18 protein-coding genes and 1 other annotated feature are annotated in these 17,587 nt (G+C 45.8%); of the genes, 9 read left to right on the top strand and 9 right to left on the bottom strand.

The features are described from left to right. Positions 1 to 3 precede the first annotated feature (3 nt). From LQ247_RS16620 to pgmB, 4 genes are read left to right on the top strand one after another with little or no spacing between them, the layout of a single operon-like run. The gene (locus tag LQ247_RS16620) at positions 4 to 888 is read left to right on the top strand and encodes a DUF1189 domain-containing protein (protein WP_020450403.1); all 885 of its coding nucleotides are present in this window, start codon (positions 4 to 6) and stop codon (positions 886 to 888) included. Beyond that, positions 866 to 3,202, top strand: coding sequence for a glycoside hydrolase family 65 protein (locus LQ247_RS16615; RefSeq protein ID WP_020450404.1), 2,337 nt, complete (start codon positions 866 to 868; stop codon positions 3,200 to 3,202). Before LQ247_RS16620 ends, LQ247_RS16615 begins: the two co-directional genes overlap by 23 nt. After that, a complete protein-coding gene (locus LQ247_RS16610; protein ID WP_020450405.1) occupies positions 3,144 to 4,850 on the top strand; it encodes a glycoside hydrolase family 13 protein in 1,707 nt (568 codons plus the stop codon). The genes LQ247_RS16615 and LQ247_RS16610 overlap by 59 nt, the downstream gene beginning before the upstream one ends. Then, positions 4,847 to 5,527, top strand: a complete 681-nt coding sequence (gene pgmB / locus LQ247_RS16605; protein WP_020450406.1) for a beta-phosphoglucomutase — start codon at positions 4,847 to 4,849, stop codon at positions 5,525 to 5,527. Before LQ247_RS16610 ends, pgmB begins: the two co-directional genes overlap by 4 nt. Positions 5,528 to 5,742: 215 nt before the next feature. Here the strand turns inward: pgmB and tyrS are convergent, their stop codons facing one another. The 4 genes from tyrS to LQ247_RS16585 all read right to left on the bottom strand — a co-directional run bounded on the left by tyrS (position 5,743) and on the right by LQ247_RS16585 (position 8,859). Next, positions 5,743 to 6,996, bottom strand: a complete 1,254-nt coding sequence (gene tyrS / locus LQ247_RS16600) for a tyrosine--tRNA ligase (protein ID WP_020450407.1) — start codon at positions 6,994 to 6,996, stop codon at positions 5,743 to 5,745. Between the two features lie 42 nt (positions 6,997 to 7,038). Continuing rightward, positions 7,039 to 7,256: a binding site (T-box leader), on the bottom strand. Then, positions 7,251 to 7,697 (bottom strand): MarR family transcriptional regulator, encoded by a 447-nt coding sequence (locus tag LQ247_RS16595; RefSeq protein WP_223254891.1) that lies wholly within the window; start codon positions 7,695 to 7,697, stop codon positions 7,251 to 7,253. It overlaps the preceding feature by 6 nt. A 197-nt stretch (positions 7,698 to 7,894) precedes the next feature. After that, positions 7,895 to 8,461 carry a hypothetical protein gene (locus LQ247_RS16590; protein ID WP_020450409.1) on the bottom strand — a complete coding sequence of 189 codons (567 nt, stop codon included), beginning with the start codon at positions 8,459 to 8,461 and terminating at the stop codon, positions 7,895 to 7,897. Continuing rightward, on the bottom strand, positions 8,458 to 8,859 hold the full coding sequence (locus LQ247_RS16585) for a hypothetical protein (protein WP_228119649.1): 402 nt from the start codon (positions 8,857 to 8,859) through the stop codon (positions 8,458 to 8,460). Before LQ247_RS16585 ends, LQ247_RS16590 begins: the two co-directional genes overlap by 4 nt. Positions 8,860 to 9,051: 192 nt before the next feature. On the opposite strand from LQ247_RS16585, the gene LQ247_RS16580 reads away from it, so the two are divergent. Beyond that, positions 9,052 to 9,432 carry an RlpA-like double-psi beta-barrel domain-containing protein gene (locus LQ247_RS16580; RefSeq protein ID WP_020450411.1) on the top strand — a complete coding sequence of 127 codons (381 nt, stop codon included), beginning with the start codon at positions 9,052 to 9,054 and terminating at the stop codon, positions 9,430 to 9,432. A 56-nt stretch (positions 9,433 to 9,488) separates the two neighbouring features. Beyond that, positions 9,489 to 10,508, top strand: a complete 1,020-nt coding sequence (locus LQ247_RS16575) for a hypothetical protein (protein ID WP_231006307.1) — start codon at positions 9,489 to 9,491, stop codon at positions 10,506 to 10,508. Between the two features lie 44 nt (positions 10,509 to 10,552). Here the strand turns inward: LQ247_RS16575 and LQ247_RS16570 are convergent, their stop codons facing one another. The 3 genes from LQ247_RS16570 to LQ247_RS16560 all read right to left on the bottom strand — a co-directional run bounded on the left by LQ247_RS16570 (position 10,553) and on the right by LQ247_RS16560 (position 12,340). Continuing rightward, complete coding sequence (locus tag LQ247_RS16570) at positions 10,553 to 11,545, bottom strand: DUF4003 domain-containing protein (RefSeq protein ID WP_020450413.1); 993 nt, start codon at positions 11,543 to 11,545, stop codon at positions 10,553 to 10,555. A gap of 94 nt (positions 11,546 to 11,639) precedes the next feature. Further along, positions 11,640 to 11,948 (bottom strand): hypothetical protein, encoded by a 309-nt coding sequence (locus LQ247_RS16565; protein ID WP_020450414.1) that lies wholly within the window; start codon positions 11,946 to 11,948, stop codon positions 11,640 to 11,642. A 116-nt stretch (positions 11,949 to 12,064) separates the two neighbouring features. After that, a complete protein-coding gene (locus LQ247_RS16560) occupies positions 12,065 to 12,340 on the bottom strand; it encodes a hypothetical protein (RefSeq protein WP_101561722.1) in 276 nt (91 codons plus the stop codon). A gap of 290 nt (positions 12,341 to 12,630) precedes the next feature. Between LQ247_RS16560 and lepB the strand changes: the two genes are divergently transcribed. The 3 genes from lepB to LQ247_RS16545 all read left to right on the top strand — a co-directional run bounded on the left by lepB (position 12,631) and on the right by LQ247_RS16545 (position 14,860). Further along, the gene (lepB, locus tag LQ247_RS16555; protein WP_020450416.1) at positions 12,631 to 13,179 is read left to right on the top strand and encodes a signal peptidase I; all 549 of its coding nucleotides are present in this window, start codon (positions 12,631 to 12,633) and stop codon (positions 13,177 to 13,179) included. Between the two features lie 416 nt (positions 13,180 to 13,595). After that, a complete protein-coding gene (locus tag LQ247_RS16550) occupies positions 13,596 to 13,859 on the top strand; it encodes a hypothetical protein (protein WP_033155046.1) in 264 nt (87 codons plus the stop codon). Between the two features lie 356 nt (positions 13,860 to 14,215). After that, the gene (locus LQ247_RS16545) at positions 14,216 to 14,860 is read left to right on the top strand and encodes an SDR family oxidoreductase (protein ID WP_020450418.1); all 645 of its coding nucleotides are present in this window, start codon (positions 14,216 to 14,218) and stop codon (positions 14,858 to 14,860) included. Positions 14,861 to 14,903: 43 nt separating this feature from the next. Here the strand turns inward: LQ247_RS16545 and LQ247_RS16540 are convergent, their stop codons facing one another. After that, the gene (locus tag LQ247_RS16540; protein ID WP_020450419.1) at positions 14,904 to 15,776 is read right to left on the bottom strand and encodes an AraC family transcriptional regulator; all 873 of its coding nucleotides are present in this window, start codon (positions 15,774 to 15,776) and stop codon (positions 14,904 to 14,906) included. Positions 15,777 to 15,884: 108 nt separating this feature from the next. After that, entirely contained in the window at positions 15,885 to 17,426 is a 1,542-nt protein-coding gene (locus LQ247_RS16535; protein ID WP_020450420.1) for a multicopper oxidase family protein, read from the bottom strand. Between the last annotated feature and the right edge of the window lie 161 nt (positions 17,427 to 17,587).

Raw genomic sequence — 17,587 nt, 5'->3', positions numbered from 1 at the left:
CCGATGAACGACATGAGACACGAAAAGCTGATCGTCCGCTTTCTTAAAGCAGCGGCATCACCGGCGGGCGTCATGCGCTGCAAACATACATTCAGCTGGCTCGAAATTTCTTTTCTGTTTATGTTTTTGACAGCTTGCTTAACGGCGCCCGTGTCGATTGCGTTGATGAAAATGGACCGCTTCAACGCCGGGAATTTGCTCCCAAACGTTGTTCAAAAGGCTGACGCGCAATTCATCAAACAATTAAAAGGCTACCAATTGACAAACGGGAGATTGACAGGCACAGACGAGCTGTACCGTGTGGAGAAAGAGAAAACCTTGCTGGCGGTCGATTTGAAGCATGAATTGAAAACAAGCGGTGAGAACGGCCGGATAAAGGCGGAAGGCGGCTATCAAAACGCGCTCATCTTTCAGTCAGATCATCTGATTATCAGCGATCAAAGCGGAGCGGGGTTTTCTGTCCGCTATCCGGCAAAGGCCGGGCTGAATGATCTGGATGCCGATCATGTAGGGGATTTTATCGGTGCCATGTGGTTTGCCCAATATAAGCCGCTTATCATCATGCTGGCCTGTTCCGCGGTTTTCATCATTTCGCTTTTTGTAACGGCCGTTCTGACGGGAGGCATCTGGATCTCCAAAAAATCCAACATGACCGGGATAAGGTCGTTTAAGGAAGCGGCCGCAGCGGCGGTGTGCGGATCAGCGCTTCCGGCAGCGGCTGCAATGGCTTTTGGTATGATCCGCTTTGACTTCATCATGATGCTGCTCATCCATTCGTGCGGAAGCGCTTTGATGGTCTCTTTCATCTTCAGGCATATATTCAAAACCCGCCATCACAACGAAAATCTTCAGTCAGGAGGAAATCATGGTAAATCAGCGGCTATTTGAGATCGACCAGTGGAAAATCAAAACAAACCAATTTGAAAAAGAACATAAGCGGCTTCAGGAAAGTCTGACATCCTTGGCGAACGGCTATATGGGGATCAGGGGGAATTTTGAAGAAAGCTATTCAGGCGAAAGTCTCAAAGGCACATATATCGCAGGGGTTTGGTTCCCGGACAAAACGCGTGTCGGCTGGTGGAAAAACGGCTATCCCGAATATTTCGGGAAAGTGATCAATGCGATGAATTTCATCGGAATTGATGTATATGTAGACGACGAAAAAGTCGACCTCAATCAAAACGGCATCGAATCGTTTGAATTGGAGCTCAATATGAAGGAAGGCATCCTGCGGAGAAGCGCTGTCGTTCGCGTGAATCAAAAGGCTGTCAAAATTTCGTCGGAGCGCTTTCTTAGTCTTGATGTCCAGCAGCTGTGCGCGATTCATTATGAAGCGGAATGCCTGACCGATGAAGCTGTTATTACACTTGTCCCTTATCTTGATGGCCATGTCGCAAATGAGGATGCCAATTTCGAAGAGCGGTTTTGGCAGGAAGAAGCGAAAGGCGCCGAATCTCATCGCGGTCATCTTGTGACGAAAACGATTGAGAATCCGTTTGGAACGCCGCGTTTTACGGTGGCTGCTTCAATGTGCAATGTGACAGAAGGATATGTCAGCGAGCATTTTCAAACGGATGCGATGTACGCGGAAAACCGCTTCTGTTACGAAGTGAAGCCGGGAACAAAGGCTTCTTTAAAAAAATTGATCATTGTCACAACGTCCCGGGACTTTGAAGAAGCAGAGCTTTTAGTAAAGGGCAGGGCGCTTTTGGCTGATGTTCTTCAGCAGGGATATGAAGAAGCAAAGCGGAGGCATACCGAACATTGGATGGAAAGGTGGGCAAAGGCTGACATTGAAATTAAAGGGGATGATGAGCTTCAGCAGGGCATCCGGTACAACCTCTTTCAGCTTTTCTCGACATACTACGGAACCGATTCGCGCTTAAACATCGGGCCGAAAGGATTCACGGGCGAGAAATACGGAGGAGCCGCCTACTGGGATACTGAGGCGTACGCCGTTCCTGTGTATTTGGCGACGGCCGAGCCGGAGGTGACAAAGAATCTGCTTTTATACCGATATCATCATTTGGAGGCAGCTAAACGGAATGCGGCCAAACTGGGGCTGAAGGGAGCCCTTTATCCGATGGTGACCTTCACAGGCGATGAATGCCACAATGAATGGGAGATCACCTTCGAAGAAATTCACCGCAATGGCGCAATCTGTTATGCGATCTACAATTATGTCAATTACACAGGCGACCGTGACTATATGAAAGAATACGGGATAGACGTTCTCGTCGAAATCAGCAGATTTTGGGCTGACCGTGTCCACTTCTCAAAACGTAACAACAAATATATGATCCACGGCGTTACAGGGCCGAATGAATATGAAAACAATGTCAACAACAACTGGTATACGAATTTGATTGCGTCGTGGACGCTTGAGTACACGCTCGAAAACCTCGCTGTCCTCCCGGAGGAAAAACGCCGTCGGCTTGATATACGGGAAGCCGAGATGGAGAGGTGGAAGGATATCATTGCGAAAATGTACTATCCATACAGTGAGGAATTAAATGTTTTTATTCAGCATGATACATTCCTGGATAAAGAGCTTCAGGCAGCGGATGAGCTTGAACCGGATGACCGCCCGCTCTATCAGAATTGGTCATGGGACAAAATTCTCCGCTCCAGTTTTATTAAGCAGGCGGATGTTCTGCAAGGCATTTATTTCTTTAATCATCGATTTACGACGGAAGAAAAACGGCGCAACTTTGAATTTTATGAACCGATGACGGTTCATGAATCGAGCCTTTCGCCGTCTGTCCATGCGGTGCTGGCGGCTGAACTCAAAATGGAAAAGAAAGCGCTTGAACTGTATAAGCGTACAGCGAGGCTTGACCTGGATAATTACAATCATGACACAGAGGAAGGGCTTCATATTACATCGATGACTGGAAGCTGGCTCGCGATCGTGCAAGGATTTGCCGGCATGCGGACCCAAGATGAGACGCTGTCGTTTGCTCCGTTTTTGCCGAAGGAATGGGACGGTTATTCGTTCAACATCAATTATCGGAACCGGCTAATCAATGTGCAGGTAGAGGAAAACAGCGTCGCCTTCAACCTTGTAAAAGGAGAACCGCTTTCCATGACAGTTTATGGAGAGCAAATCGCACTGAACGGACGGTATGAAAGGAGGATGCCCGATGAGTCAATGGTGGAAAGAGGCAGTCGTGTATCAAATTTACCCGCGGAGTTTTTATGATTCCAACGGAGACGGATTCGGTGATTTGCAGGGCGTGATTCAAAAGCTCGATTACATTAAAAGCCTCGGAGCCGATGTTATCTGGCTGTGTCCTGTGTTTGATTCCCCGCAAGATGACAACGGCTACGACATCAGCGACTACAGAAGCATATACGAAAAGTTCGGGACGAACGATGATATGTTTCAATTGATTGATGAAGTGCATAAACGCGGAATGAAAATCATCATGGATCTTGTCGTGAACCACACGTCTGATGAACATGCCTGGTTTGCCGAAAGCCGCAAGTCAAAGGACAATCCTTACCGTGATTATTATTTTTGGAAAGATCCAAAGGCGGACGGTTCAAAACCGAACAATTGGGGATCGATCTTTTCAGGATCGGCGTGGACATTCGATGAGCGGACAGGGCAATATTACCTTCACTACTTTTCGAGAAAGCAGCCTGACTTAAACTGGGAGAATGAAGCGGTTCGCCGGGAAGTATACGATTTGATGACGTTTTGGATGGACAGAGGCGTTGACGGCTGGCGGATGGATGTGATCGGTTCCATTTCCAAATACGTCGACTTTCCCGATTATGAAACAGATAACAGCCGTCCTTATGTAGTCGGCCGCTATCATTCAAACGGCCCCCGTCTGCACGAATTTATACAAGAGATGAACCGGGAAGTGCTGTCCCGTTACGACTGCATGACGGTCGGCGAAGCAAACGGCTCAGATGTTGAAGAAGCGATAAAATACACGGATCCAAGCAGACATGAGCTGAACATGATTTTTACATTTGAACATATGGACATCGATACAAAACAACATTCGCCGAATGGGAAATGGCAGATGAAGCCGTTTGATCCGATCGCTTTAAAAAAGACGATGACGAGGTGGCAGGCCGCTTTAATGAATGTCGGCTGGAACACGCTCTATTTCGAAAATCATGATCAACCGAGGGTCATATCCCGCTGGGGCAATGACCGCGAACTGCGCAAACAATGCGCCAAAGCATTTGCAACGGTCTTGCACGGGATGAAGGGAACCCCGTTCATTTATCAGGGAGAAGAAATCGGCATGACAAACAGTGAAATGCCGCTCGAGATGTATGATGATCTCGAAATCAAAAACGCATACCGCGAACTTGTCCTCGAAAATCAAACGATGACAGAGGAAGACTTTCGAAAAGCCGTGGCGAAAAAAGGGCGGGATCACGCGAGAACGCCGATGCAATGGGATGACGGAAAACACGCGGGCTTCACAGATGGAGAGCCTTGGCTGGCGGTAAATCCCCGCTATCAAGAAATCAATGTGAAGGAATCGCTCTCAGATGAAGATTCGATTTTCTATTATTATCAGAAGCTCATCGGGCTGCGCAAACAACATAAAGTTATCGTACATGGAGATTACCAGCTGCTGCTTGAGGATGATCCGCAAATCTTTGCGTATATCCGTGAATACCGGGGCGAAAAGCTGTTAGTCGCCGTGAATTTGTCAGAAGAAAAGGCGCTGTTTCATGCTCCGCCGGAATTGCTTGAAGACAAGTGGGATGTGCTGTTATCCAATTACGCCCGCGATCGGCTTGATATAAGCGGCAGCATGGACATGGAACCCTATGAAGCTTTTATGATGATCAGCCGGGCAAAGGGTTCGACATTATGAAAGCGGTCATTTTTGACTTGGACGGCGTGATCACGGATACGGCCGAGCATCATTATCTCGCTTGGAAACATACTGCCGAACAAATCGGCATTGAGATTGACCGGAGCTTTAATGAACGACTGAAAGGAATCGACAGAGAGCGGTCGCTTAACACGATTTTGATTCACGGCGGTGCGGCCGGAACGTATCGGGAGGCGGAGAAACAAGAGATCATGCGCCGGAAAAATCAATACTACCAACAGCTGATCCAAAACTTGACACCGCATGACCTGTTGCCGGGAATCGCCGGGCTATTTGCCGAATTGAAAAGGGAAAATGTAAGCATCGCGTTAGCTTCGTCAAGCCGAAACGCGCCCGCTATTTTGCAACGGCTCGGGCTCATGGACGAATTTCATGCTGTCGTTGACCCGGCTGCGCTTGCTCGCGGAAAGCCCGACCCCGAAATCTTTTTGACTGCCGCAGCGCTGCTCGGTGTGCCTCCGTCTCAGTGTGCAGCAATCGAAGACGCTGAAGCCGGGATCGCCGCGATCAAATCCGCAGGGATGTTTGCGGTGGGAGTCGGTGATGAGACATCGCTGAGCGGGGCTGATTTGATCGTGCCCGACACAAACGAGCTGACATTTGAGCTGCTGAAGGAAGGATGGCAGCGCTGTTGCTGCATAAGAGAAGACAAATGAATCGTAAAATGGCAGGCCGCCGCTGGCGGCCTTATTTGCAATCAGAGAGGTGAAGGCAAAATTAAGATCAAGGTGTTCGGGAGGCCGTTCGGATATGCTTTTCGAATCGAAACCATCAGGCGATTGAATACCGACCTGTTGCAAATTCTAACGCCTGCGCTTTTCATGAAAAACAGCCTAATCGATCCTTTTAAAAGGATGATTAGGCTGAATGTTTATTGAGACATTTGCAATTTGACAAACTTCCGTTTGCCGACTTGGATAATCATACCGTGTTCGACCGCCACATCCGCATGAATCGATTCTGCTTTGATGCCGTTGATTTTAACGCCGCCGTTTTGGATCATTCGGCGGGCTTCGCTTTTGGAAGGGAGGAGTCCGAGCGTCACCAATAAATCGGTGACAGGCACCGTTCCGTCACCTTGCCAGTGTACAGGCGTTATATTGTCCGGCGCGCTGTTTTGCTGAAAAACCTTTTTAAACTGCTGTTCGGCCGCTTCGGCTGCCTCGCTTCCATGATACATGTTGACGATGGTTTTCCCGAGAAGCATTTTCGCATCTCGCGGATGAACGGCCCCCGTTTCCAAATCTTTTACAAGTCGTTTTTTATCTTCCGCCTCCAGGTTGGTCGCAAGATGGATATATTTTTTCATCAAACTGTCCGGAAGCGACATCGTTTTTCCGAACATTTCATGAGGGTCTTCATCAATGCCGATGTAATTGTTCTTTGATTTCGACATTTTTTCAACCCCGTCAAGTCCTTCAAGCAGCGGCATGAGAATGACGACCTGTTTTTCTTTTCCATACTTTTCCTGAAAGTGTCTGCCCATGAGCACGTTAAAATGCTGATCCGTTCCGCCCAGTTCGATATCGCTGTCGAGAACGACCGAATCATATCCCTGCATCAACGGGTAAAAGAATTCATGAAGCGAAATCGGCTTTTGCATGGCCATTCTTTCTTCAAAATCATCGCGTTCCATTAAACGGGCGACGGTAATTTTGCCCGCGAGCGCAATGACGTCTTCCAAGGTTAATCGTTTCAGCCATTTTGAGTTGTAGTGAAGCTCGACTTTGTTCTGATCAAGCACTTTTCCAAACTGTTGAAAGTATGTTTCGGAATTGCGGCGGACTTCTTCGTCCGTCAGCTGTTTCCTTGCGGCGGATTTTCCTGTCGGATCGCCGATTTTTCCTGTGAAATCTCCGATCAGGAGCTGGACGATATGTCCATTTTCCTGAAATTGGCGCAGCTTATTCAAGACGACAGTGTGGCCTAAATGAACGTCAGGCGCCGACGGATCGAGACCAAGCTTAATTTTCAGCGGTTCGCCGGTCAAAATCGATTTGGCCAGCTTTGCCCGCAGTTCTTCCGGGGGAATGACCTCCTCCGCTCCGTTCATATATAAGTGAAGCTGCCTTTCGACTTCCCGCTTCTCGGCAGTTGTCAGTTGATCAAATTGTTGTTGCTGCATGATAACTCCTCCTTTTTTGTATAAAAAAAGAGCCTCATCCCGATAAGGGACGTGGCTCAAATGCACGCGGTACCACCCTGGTTGAAGACCTCCGTCTTCCGCTCTATTTCAGATAACGGTTTCCCGTTCTTTGCTACTTGAAGGTTCACAAAGAAAGCTCGGGGAGGTAATTCGCGTCTGCCTTTGTACCGGCTCGCACCAGCCGCCGGCTCTCTGGAACAGGGAGACAGCCCGCTACTTGTTCCCGTCGTTGCTTATGGTTTATGAAGATTGTCGTTCACTTTTCGAAGGAGCTCGATCAATGTATTCTGCTCCTCTTTTGTCATGCCTTTGATCAGCATTGTTTCCCCTTTGTGGAACGCCGGATAGAGCTCTTCAATAGCGGCTTTTCCTTCAGGGGTGATCTCGGCGTATACGTGTCTGCGGTCTCTCGGATCCGTGCTTTTTCCGCAAAAGTTCTTTTTTTCAAGCGTTTTAATGACATTGCTCGCAGTGGCTGTTGAAATGCCTGACAGTTCAGCGAGTTTTCTCGTTTCAAGCCTGCCCCATACCCATAGATCGTAAAGAATCGAAAAAGCCGTCCATGACAATTGATATGAGGAAAGGATCTCGGTCTCCATTTTGACGCGGAGCTTTTGCGCTGACCGGTAAAGGTTGGTGGCAACCGAAATGGCTTCAAGATTCAAGGACTCGATCGGCATGCGTTTCAGCTTGATGAGTGTGTCGTGTTCTTCCTGTCGAAGATGGGGGGATCTATCCAAATCGTGACGCCTGCCTTTTTATTTTCAGAATCATTAGCTATGAAACGAATTTTAACAGATGGTTTTCATCCATGCAAGCCCTTTTTTGATATGACGAGAAAAGCCGGCATCATGATGATGACCGGCACTTGTTTCAGCTATTTTTTGGTGATCTGTTTGCGGCGCACTTCAACCCGATCCCCTTTTTGAATGTTGTCATACTGTTTTTTCGAGACGAGGACGGCATGTTCTTTTCCGTTTTGATCTTCAATCAACAGCCAATATCTTTTTTCTTTTCGTTCAGAGAGCGCTTTTTCTTTGATTCCGGCGGTGCGGAGCATGCTTTTTTGTTCTGCTGTATATCCGCCCGCGTGGAAGATCATCCAGTATGGAAAGTAGTAATTCAAAAAGGCTGATCCAGCAGGATTTTGATTGAGTGTTTGCTTGATGCTTCCTTTGTATAGGGCATTGGACGGCAATGTCCGCTGGATGGCGTTGAACTGACTGCTCTTGTTTAAATATTGTCGGCTCGCAGACTGATTCATATAACTGCGCATTCTCTGGTTGACTGAACCCGGACGTGTTTTTAAAGAGCTGTTATTAGCCGAGGAACTCGCAGCCTTGGTTCCGGATGTTCCATTGCTGCCTGTTGCCTCTGCTTGAGCAAAAGGCAGCAAGAGAGACAGCGCCATGATCAAAATAAGAGGAGCGCTTTTTTTCTTCATTGTTCATCACTGCTTTTTTGTTCCACTTTATCTTTGACGACGCCCTCAAGCGGCTCCTGGTCATATTTGATGTATGGGGGACGGTAGATGAAGGCTTCATGATCGCGGATTTTAATATAAGGCTGTTCGACATTTTCCACATTTTCTACATATTTTTTGAAAGTCTCCGTCTTTTCTTTCCCATTTTTCACGTATGATGCTTTCAGTAAAGGTGCTTTGTCGGATTCGCTGTCATTCACGTAATCAAACCATACGAGATCGTATCTTTGAATGGAATGGTCTTCTGAGACCTCTTGTGAACGGTCTGAAGCGGATGATGAACATCCAGATAGGGGAACGGCGAAAAGCATCGCAGCCGCGGATAACGAGATCAGTTTCGATTTTTTCACTGTGATCATCCTATTCATTTCGGTTTCTCTTTTATATACGAACGATCCTGGCAAAGGTGTCATCTGTTCTTGATAGTTTGGTAGAAAACTGGGCGTAATAATTGCATTTTAAACGTAAACAAACTGTAAAATACCATTTCTATGAAAAAAGGTATAATTTGAATGTCAGAAAAAAATCCCATTCACGGAGGATATTTTTATATGAAGAAGATACTTTTTTCTGTTTTTGTTTTGGCAGGCAGCTTACTATTGGCATTCAATTTTGCCGGTGAGGCGAGTGCTAAAACGAAAAAAGTCAGCGGCTACATCACTTGGTACAACGGCGTGGGCAAAGTCGGCGCTGACGGCAAAAGGCTCGGCCATTGGGACTGCGCCACAAAGATGGGCTTCGATGTTCCGAGAAAAGGCACAAAAATAAGAGCCTATTCTAAAGCAAAACCAAAGAAAGTCATTACAGTCTATAAATATGATGTCGGCAGAATGCCGGGCGCTGTGTTGGATGTAAGCCCGAAAGCTTTTAGAGCTTTGGGATTTCCGACAAGCAAAGGAAAGGTAGCCGGACATTATACATATAAAAAATAGGAGAAAAGAAGCAAGGAAAATCGTTTTCTTGCTTCTTTCAATTGGCGGGGGCGAATATGAAAAAAGTCTTTGTGTTTTTGTTGGCGGCCGTCATTTTAGCCGCAGGCGCATTTGCGGCCTTCCGCTATTTCGTCCCGGAAAAAGCGGAGCCGGCAAAGGGCGGCGGTTCGGACCTGCTCGTATCGATAACCGATCAGAAGCTGATGACCGCTTACTATGAAAATCAAAATAAGCTGTATGAAGAAAAGATGACGGATTACCCGGCTGCGGCATTAGACCGGAAAAAACGCATTCTTTATTATACGAACACCGATAACAGCAATATGAAGCATTTGATCAGGCTGGATTTGCAGTCGGGCGAAAAAACAACCCTATATTCAGGGGATGAATATGTCGACGGACTCAGTTTATCGGCGGATGGTTCGAAGCTGTTCATGCGATACAACCTTGCGGAGGAGAGAAATTTTCACCTCGCTTCCTTTGATTTAAAACAAAAGGCGTTTCACGTCATTTATCCATCGTTAAACAACAAGGACGAGAGTGTCAGCTACTATCAGTACAACAAAGCGAACAATCAATTCGTTATGCTGCATTATTCATTGAAAGAAGACTATCAAAAAACAGATGAGGCCAACAGCAAAGGAGTGCCGCCCAAACCGACGAATATGAACATTTCCCTGGCGGATGAGAAAGATCAGCACCAGGTGAAAACGATCGCAAAATTTATCAATGACACGGCAATTTCGCCGGATGGCAAAACGATCGTCTTTACAGAATCGGCTGATGATCAGAAGTCGATTTATGCGATGGATGCCGAAACGAAAAAATATAAAGCGATCATTTCAGATCAGCGGGCATTTTCATTAGTCGACTCAGCACAGCCGCAATTCTCGAAAGACGGGAAAAAACTTTACTTTCTCGCTGAAGCAAAAGATGCGAAGCTGCTTGAAGATGAAACGGGGAGCGAAGCAAGGGTGAGAACGATTTATTCGTATGATATGGATACGAATAAAGTGAGCAAAGCCTGGGAAAAAACAAACGGGATTATCAACACCTTTTCCGTTATTGACGAATAATGAGCATCAGCCGGCACAAACAGTCTGTGCCGGCTGATGTTTTATCATGAGCCGTTTGCCTGAGACGCCGCAGCCGAGCTCGTCATAATGGCGATTGCTGCCGTCTGTTGTGCTTGAATAACGGCTTCAAGCGTTTGATAAAGTCCTGTTTCCAGAAGCGTCGGATCTTCCGTTTTTTCGCTCATGTACAAATTGACAGCCGTTTTCAGATTCATGTCTTTCTGCCACCTGAACAGTTTATCGCTGTTCAATGCGCCTGCCATGATTGTGATGGCATCTATGTCTTTTTCACCGTTCTCAAGCAATGCAAGCAGTCCGATTTCCGGGTATTGGACAGGCTTCGGTCTTCTATGCTTTTTTGTCAATTCATCGTATATCCGAAGGGAGCGGGCGACAAGCTGATCGGCATCCCGCTCCGGCAAAAGCGAGAGGATGTGGCTGAGAAACTGCAAATCGTTCCCTTTGCGAAAACCCGCTTGGTTCAGCTTTTGGTAAAACGCTTCGATATAGTCGATCAGTTCACCTGTTTCCATGTCTGAACCGGCCAAAAGCACGGCGAGCGGGTAATCGCCGGCCGATGTTAAAAAGACGTGCTTGTCCTTCATTCCTTTGTAAATAGACAAAGCCCGATTGATTTTGTCTTCATGATCATGCTCATCAGGATATTTTGTCAAAAGGATAAGTGCGGACAAGTAGGTGAAAATGCTTTTTTTGAATCCGTTGCCGGTCAGTTTTTCGTAAATAATGAAAAAAGGTCTGATATGCGTTTCAGGTTCTTCGAAGCGCACGTCAAACATAGCGGCGAATGTATAGCGATGGGCCGACTTTAACGGCGAAAATGTCCCGGCGGCCTGTTTGACGGCCTCACTAAGCGTTAAAAACCGTTCTTTATTAAAAGGCCGCTTGTTGACGACATACATGGAAGCAATCATCATCAATGTCCGCTGATCTGTGACTTTCCATTTTAAATCGCTTTTTAACTCAGAGTAAATTGCTTTATATTGATCCAATCGCTGCTGCAGTTTAGCAGATGCCATTTTATCTGTCTCCTTCCTCGGTTTGCGTCGTTTTTGTATATACGAAGCAAAGGAAAATAAGTTTCATGGATTTGGCATCATACCGGGCTTTTGCTTAATAATATGGAAAAGGATACAGCGCGGCAATAATAACAAACGGGAAGATCCTGCTCCTGAACCGTCGGAATCGCCGGCGCGGATATCCGTATCCGCCGTAAAACTGCCTTTCATCTGTCACGTCTTCGGGAATGAGGAGAGATGCTTCCTGACGGTTCACCCCTTCAAGGATCCCGTGAACGGAACGGCCGTCCTTCATTTTCAGCACGACGTGATAGTGCATGTATTTGCGGCATAAATCGTGCAAAGACCTTTGATGATCATGGGGCATTGAACAAACGGCATCTTTCGGAACACTCATATTCATTTCCATCTCCTTTTAGATTTATGGTATTCATCTAATGGATGAATGTTCCGGCTTGGAACGGTGAAGCCGTGGTATATGTAAAAAAGCCGATATGAATCGGCTTTAAAGATCAATGGTCAGCACTTCTTTCTGCGGCACTTGAAACGGTCGTCATCATCATCAGAAAAACACTTTCTTTTTCTGCATTTGAACCGGTCATCGTCAGAGCTGCGGGTTTTATCCGTTTTAACGGTTTTATCCGTATTATTTGTTTTATCCGTTTTATCCGTTTTATCCGTTTTATCCGTTTTATCGGTATCCGCCGAACGCAGCGCTTTCCTTGACTGTCTTTCTTTTTCCCGCTCAGGGCTGTATGGATCGTAATTGTCATAGTACTCTTCGTAGCTGCTCATTTTGAGGCAATCACCGCCTTTGGGTCATGATATGATAATGTATTATAAAGAGGGGCGTTTTGCCTGTGCATATGTAATGGTTTGTTGTGCCGTAAATAAGCTGATCAACTGACAAAATTCAACATTGAATAAAAGGATTTTTCGTTTCAACCGCTAATATTATTATGTATCAACTATTTTTTTACGGCTGCGCCTGCCGATGCTTGCGAGAAAGCATTCAGGCGGACAGTCTGATAGGATAGAAGGAGCGGAATGCCAATGAAACGATCCGAAAGTGAAGGAGAGTACTTATGAAAAATAGTAGAAAAAAAGAAATCTTATCGTGGGTGAAAACACTTGTCATAGCCGCCGCGCTTGTCATGGTTTGCCGCTATTTTCTGTTTACGCCGTCAACTGTTTTGGGAGATTCAATGTATCCGACTTTAGAGGACGGCAACATGGTCATGGTTAGTAAAATCAGCGATATTCAGCGCTTTGATAAAATTATTTTTCACGCGCCTGATTCAGATGAAAACTATGTGAAAAGGGTGATCGGCCTCCCGGGGGATACGATCGAAATGAAGGACGATGTCCTTTATATTAACGGAAAAGTATATGATGAGCCTTATTTAAAGAAAAACAAACAAAAGCTGACGCTTCATGAACATTTAACAGATAATTTCACACTGGAGAAATTAACCGGCAAACAAAAGGTGCCGGAAGACCACTTGTTCGTGATGGGTGATAACCGTCAAAACAGCAAGGACAGCCGCTTTTTCGGATTTATTACAATGGACTCCGTTGTCGGCAAAGTTGAGTTCCGTTATTTTCCTTTCAATGAGATCGGCGGAATAGAATAGAAACGAAAAAGGCTTCCCATGATACGAATGGGAAGTTTTTTGGTTGTTAGAGCCCAGTTTTGGATGTCACAGATGCTCTCTAAATAAAAAGGGATTGCCATGTTTGATTGTTGATTATAATTTATCATTGAAACAATAATAACTAAAAAATCCTCGATTTAACAATTTAGTGTATGGTATTCTTTAAGCACAAATATTGTTCACTTTTACTATACATATTATTGGGGGGATAAATGGAATCAAAAAATAGTATAACTTACACCGTCTATAACTGTATTTTTCTCTCTGAAAAGTTAGTTTTTTAGTTGTTCTAAATCAGAGGTTTCAGCTTTTCTAAGGAGTAATCTTGATTTTTTTATTTTCAATTCTTACGTTGTTGCTGCGATGATTGACATAAATTCTGATAGGAGGTCATTATGTTTAATACACAACAGAGAGATAAGCTGCTAGAACTGAAGAAAAAGTTTGGAAGTGGTTTTATCGCAGTTTTCTATATCTCTATTCTTCTTTCCGTGTGTACGTTTTTTATAGAATACAAATATTTTCTCATTGTATTATTCGCGCCCACTATTATTGTAATGTTAATCAACCCTCCTTTTTCCGAAAAAAAGGGTGTGTTTCGTTTCATTGCCGGCCTTTATTTGCTTTTATTGGCACTGGCAACATACTTGTGGCTTTAGGCATGAAAAATCCGGACTGTCATCAGCGCGAGGTTTTTTCGAATAGGAGAGAGGTTGGTTATTTTCGGCCCGCGGAGAAAAGGTGAATTTACGTTTAACGCTTTTGCTGCCAAAATCTCGAAAATCCGGCAAGCTTGACTTGAATGGTTCTCATCACCAGAAAACAGAATGAATTGGATAAAAATAGGGCAGGTTATAAAAGTCCGACCTTTTTTATCAATAATCTGAAAGGCTGCCTACAGTGATCATGGGGAGCCTTTTTAGCATTCGCACATTTTGGAGAGCGGGCGGTTTGAAACATTGTCTGTACAGTGAAATAATGAAAAAAGAAACTGGACAACAAGGAGGATGAGCAGATGAAAGTGTTTGTAGTGGGGGCGAACGGACAAATCGGGCGCCGTTTGACGAAAAGCTTGAATGAGAGCGATGAACATCAAGTCAGAGCAATGGTGAGAAACGAAGAACAGGCGCAGGCTTTGAAACAATCGGGAACAGAAACCGCGCTCGCTAATTTAGAAGGCACTGTGGAAAGCATCGCAGAAGCGGCGAAAGGCTGCGACGCGATTGTCTTTACCGCCGGCTCAGGCGGCAAAACGGGCGCTGATAAAACGCTTTTGGTGGATTTGGATGGGGCGGTTAAAACGATCGAAGCTGCCGAAAAAGCGGGCATCCACCGTTTTATTATGGTCAGCACATTGCAGGCACACCGCCGTGAAAATTGGAGTGAAGCGTTAAAACCGTATTATGTCGCCAAACATTATGCGGATCGGATTCTTGAAGGCAGCGGATTAAACTACACGATTATCCGTCCGGGAGGCCTGTTAAACGAACCGGGTACAGGCCGGGTGAAAGCGGCGGAAAACCTTGAGCGCAGAACGATTCCGCGAGAAGATGTGGCTGATACCATCTTGGTGGCGCTCACCGAAGAGCATACATTCCGGCGTTCATTCGATTTGGTTTCGGGTGATCAAACGCCCGCCGAGGCGCTTAAATCGATATGAAAGTGAATCGGGGAACCTGTGGTCAGAAGGTTCCCCGGCGTTTTTACAGAAGCGGAATATAGATGGTCATCTTCATCTCGTTCGGCGGCACCGAACGGCACACATCAGTCACTTCAAAGTCCGGTCCTTCTGTTCTCTCGTAATTGGTATTCATCAGCCATGATCCATAGATGTATCTTCTTGTGTTCTGCACGGATTCGGTCGATCCGTTCACATGAAATACGGCGTATTTGCCGCCGGGAATTTTCATATACATAAGCGGCTCCGGCACTTCTCCGGCTGCTGTTTCGCGAACGGCTTCCCCGATGATAAATGAGAAACCTCCGTCATCCTGGAAGCGGCATGACAGCCCGTAACACATATTCGGATCTGTTTTTTGAGGGATTTGCATAAAGTATCCATTTCTGCCGAAATCGTTGTAGAATTTCGGGATATCTTCGAAATACTTTTCCTCGTTTAAATTTGTCCGGTACTCATATCCGATCATATGTATATCGTTTAAATGAGTGATGTGCGGCTTTGGGATGTTCATATCTCCAGTCATCCTTTCTTTATATTCGAGAAAATTCATTTTGGTTTGAAAATCAAGCTTGACCTTTGCTTTGCGGTACTTGGCCGGAGTGATGCCGAAATACTGTGAGAATGCCCTGCCGAAAGCTTCCTGTGAGCCATAGCCGAAATCGATTGCGATATCGAGAATGGAACGGTCCGTTTTCTCAAGCAGAAGCGCAGCTTCAGACAGACGCCGGTTGCGAATGTACTGATAAACGGAAAAACCGGAGATCGCCTGAAAAAGCCTTTGAAAATGAAACGGGGAGAAACATGATTTAGCCGCAATATCCGTAATGTTTAAATCGTTTTGAAGGTGTTCTTCGATAAAATGAACCGCGTTTTGAATTCTTTCATAATCATCCATATTCATCCACAGCCTTTACGATTTGATGATCCTATTGTACAGGATCAAGCGATGGTTTTTTTGATGATTTGTGCTTTTTTAAAAGCCTCCAAATGCGGAGGCTTTTTCTTATTGATGACGAATATCCGTTACTTCAAGAGGGCGCATCATATCGTAATCTTCGTGCTCCAGAATGTGGCAGTGCCACACATATCTGCCGCTGTACGGCGCGAAGGTTGCGATAATCCGCGTCACCGAGCCAGGAGGTACTTTGACGGTGTCTTTCAGCCCCTTTTCATTCTGTGCCGGTGGAGCTGCCGGACCTGTAAAGACTAGTTCTCCGTTTTCCTGATACCGTTCGATATCAAACGGCCGGTGGTCGAGAATCAAAAATTGGACAAGATGTAAATGGATCGGATGGATCGCTCTTCCGGCATTGATGATCGACCAGATCTCAGTGCTGCCGAGGGCGGGAGTTTCAGTTACCGGTTCATGCCATTTTGTGTTGTTTAAAAGCAGAACAGGTCTTCCATATTGGTCAAGGGACGCGCCCAACGACAGATTTCTAAGGGTATTGATCTTGTGTCTCCGGTAAAATGGGCGTTTTCTCAATATTCTCGGCAATGAACTTGTATCTTTTTGCTTCAATGGTTTTGAGATGCGGAATTGCATGATGTTGGCATCTGTATCGGGATCCGCGTCTTGTCCGCTGCAGCCGATCCGGTTTTTCAATGTCACGGTTTTTCCTTCAGCTCGTGAAAAATCAACGATGATATCGCATCTTTCAGCCGGTGCGATCACCAGTTCATTGACTTTAACCGGATGCTGCAGAAGACCACCGTCCGTGCCGATTTGGTGAAATGTGATGTCATGATCGAAATACAGCTCAAAGATTCTCGTATTGGAGGCGTTCAGTATCCGAAAACGGTATTTTCGAGGTTCCAGTTCATCATAAGGCCATACCTTGCCGTTGACTAAAATGGTATCACCGCAAAAAGCCGGAACAATCGACGGGTCGGGAAGATCCGGCGAAGGGTTGTCAGGCTGCCGCGGATAAAACAATGAACCATCTTCATGAAAGGACTTATCCTGAATCAAGAGCGGAATTTCATATTCTCCCTTCGGCAAGTTCAATGACCGCTCTTCCCTGTCGCGGATAAAATATAAACCGACAAGCCCCGCATATACATTCAGCCTTGTGATGGCCATTGCATGATCGTGATACCAGAGAGCCGTAGCATCCTGCTCATTCGGATATTCATACACCTCCCTTTCAAAAAAAGGGCCTTTGACTTGAAAATCTTTAGTGTACCAGGCTTCCGGGTAACCGTCGCTATCAGGCGGTGTCCGGCCTCCATGCAAATGAACGACCGTTTTGACTTCATGTTCATGATGGCCGTCGTCATGAATTGTATGGTCGACGGGGAGAAAATGATGATCCGGAAGCTTATTCAACCATTTGACCGCGACTTTTTCGTGTTTTTGCACTTCAAAGGTGGGGCCGGGATAGACCCCGTTATATCCAAACAGCCGGGTCGGCGGCAGATCGCGGTGGAGCTGCTGCTGAAATTCTTTCATCGTGACTTCATAATAGGTCATTTCCTTGCTTTTGCTGTGGGGTTTAAGCACTTTCGGAATGGGGAGTTTGTCAACGAATTTTTCAAGTTTCATGTTTCACCTGTCCTCTTTTGTTCTAATGAAAAGATCATTACATTATAAGACGGGTTGCATGGTCTGGTTCCTCATGATGAGAATAAGAAATGTAATTTGTGCTGAGAATGTTAAAAAAAAGAATCGATCATGACAAGAAGATGAACAGAATATTTCCTAAC

This window comes from Bacillus sp. BS3(2021), assembly GCF_021043345.1.
GTDB classification, from domain to species: domain Bacteria; phylum Bacillota; class Bacilli; order Bacillales; family Bacillaceae; genus Bacillus; species Bacillus paralicheniformis.
Note: the sequence above shows the minus strand (reverse complement) of the source record. Positions and strands in the feature narration are given on the sequence as shown.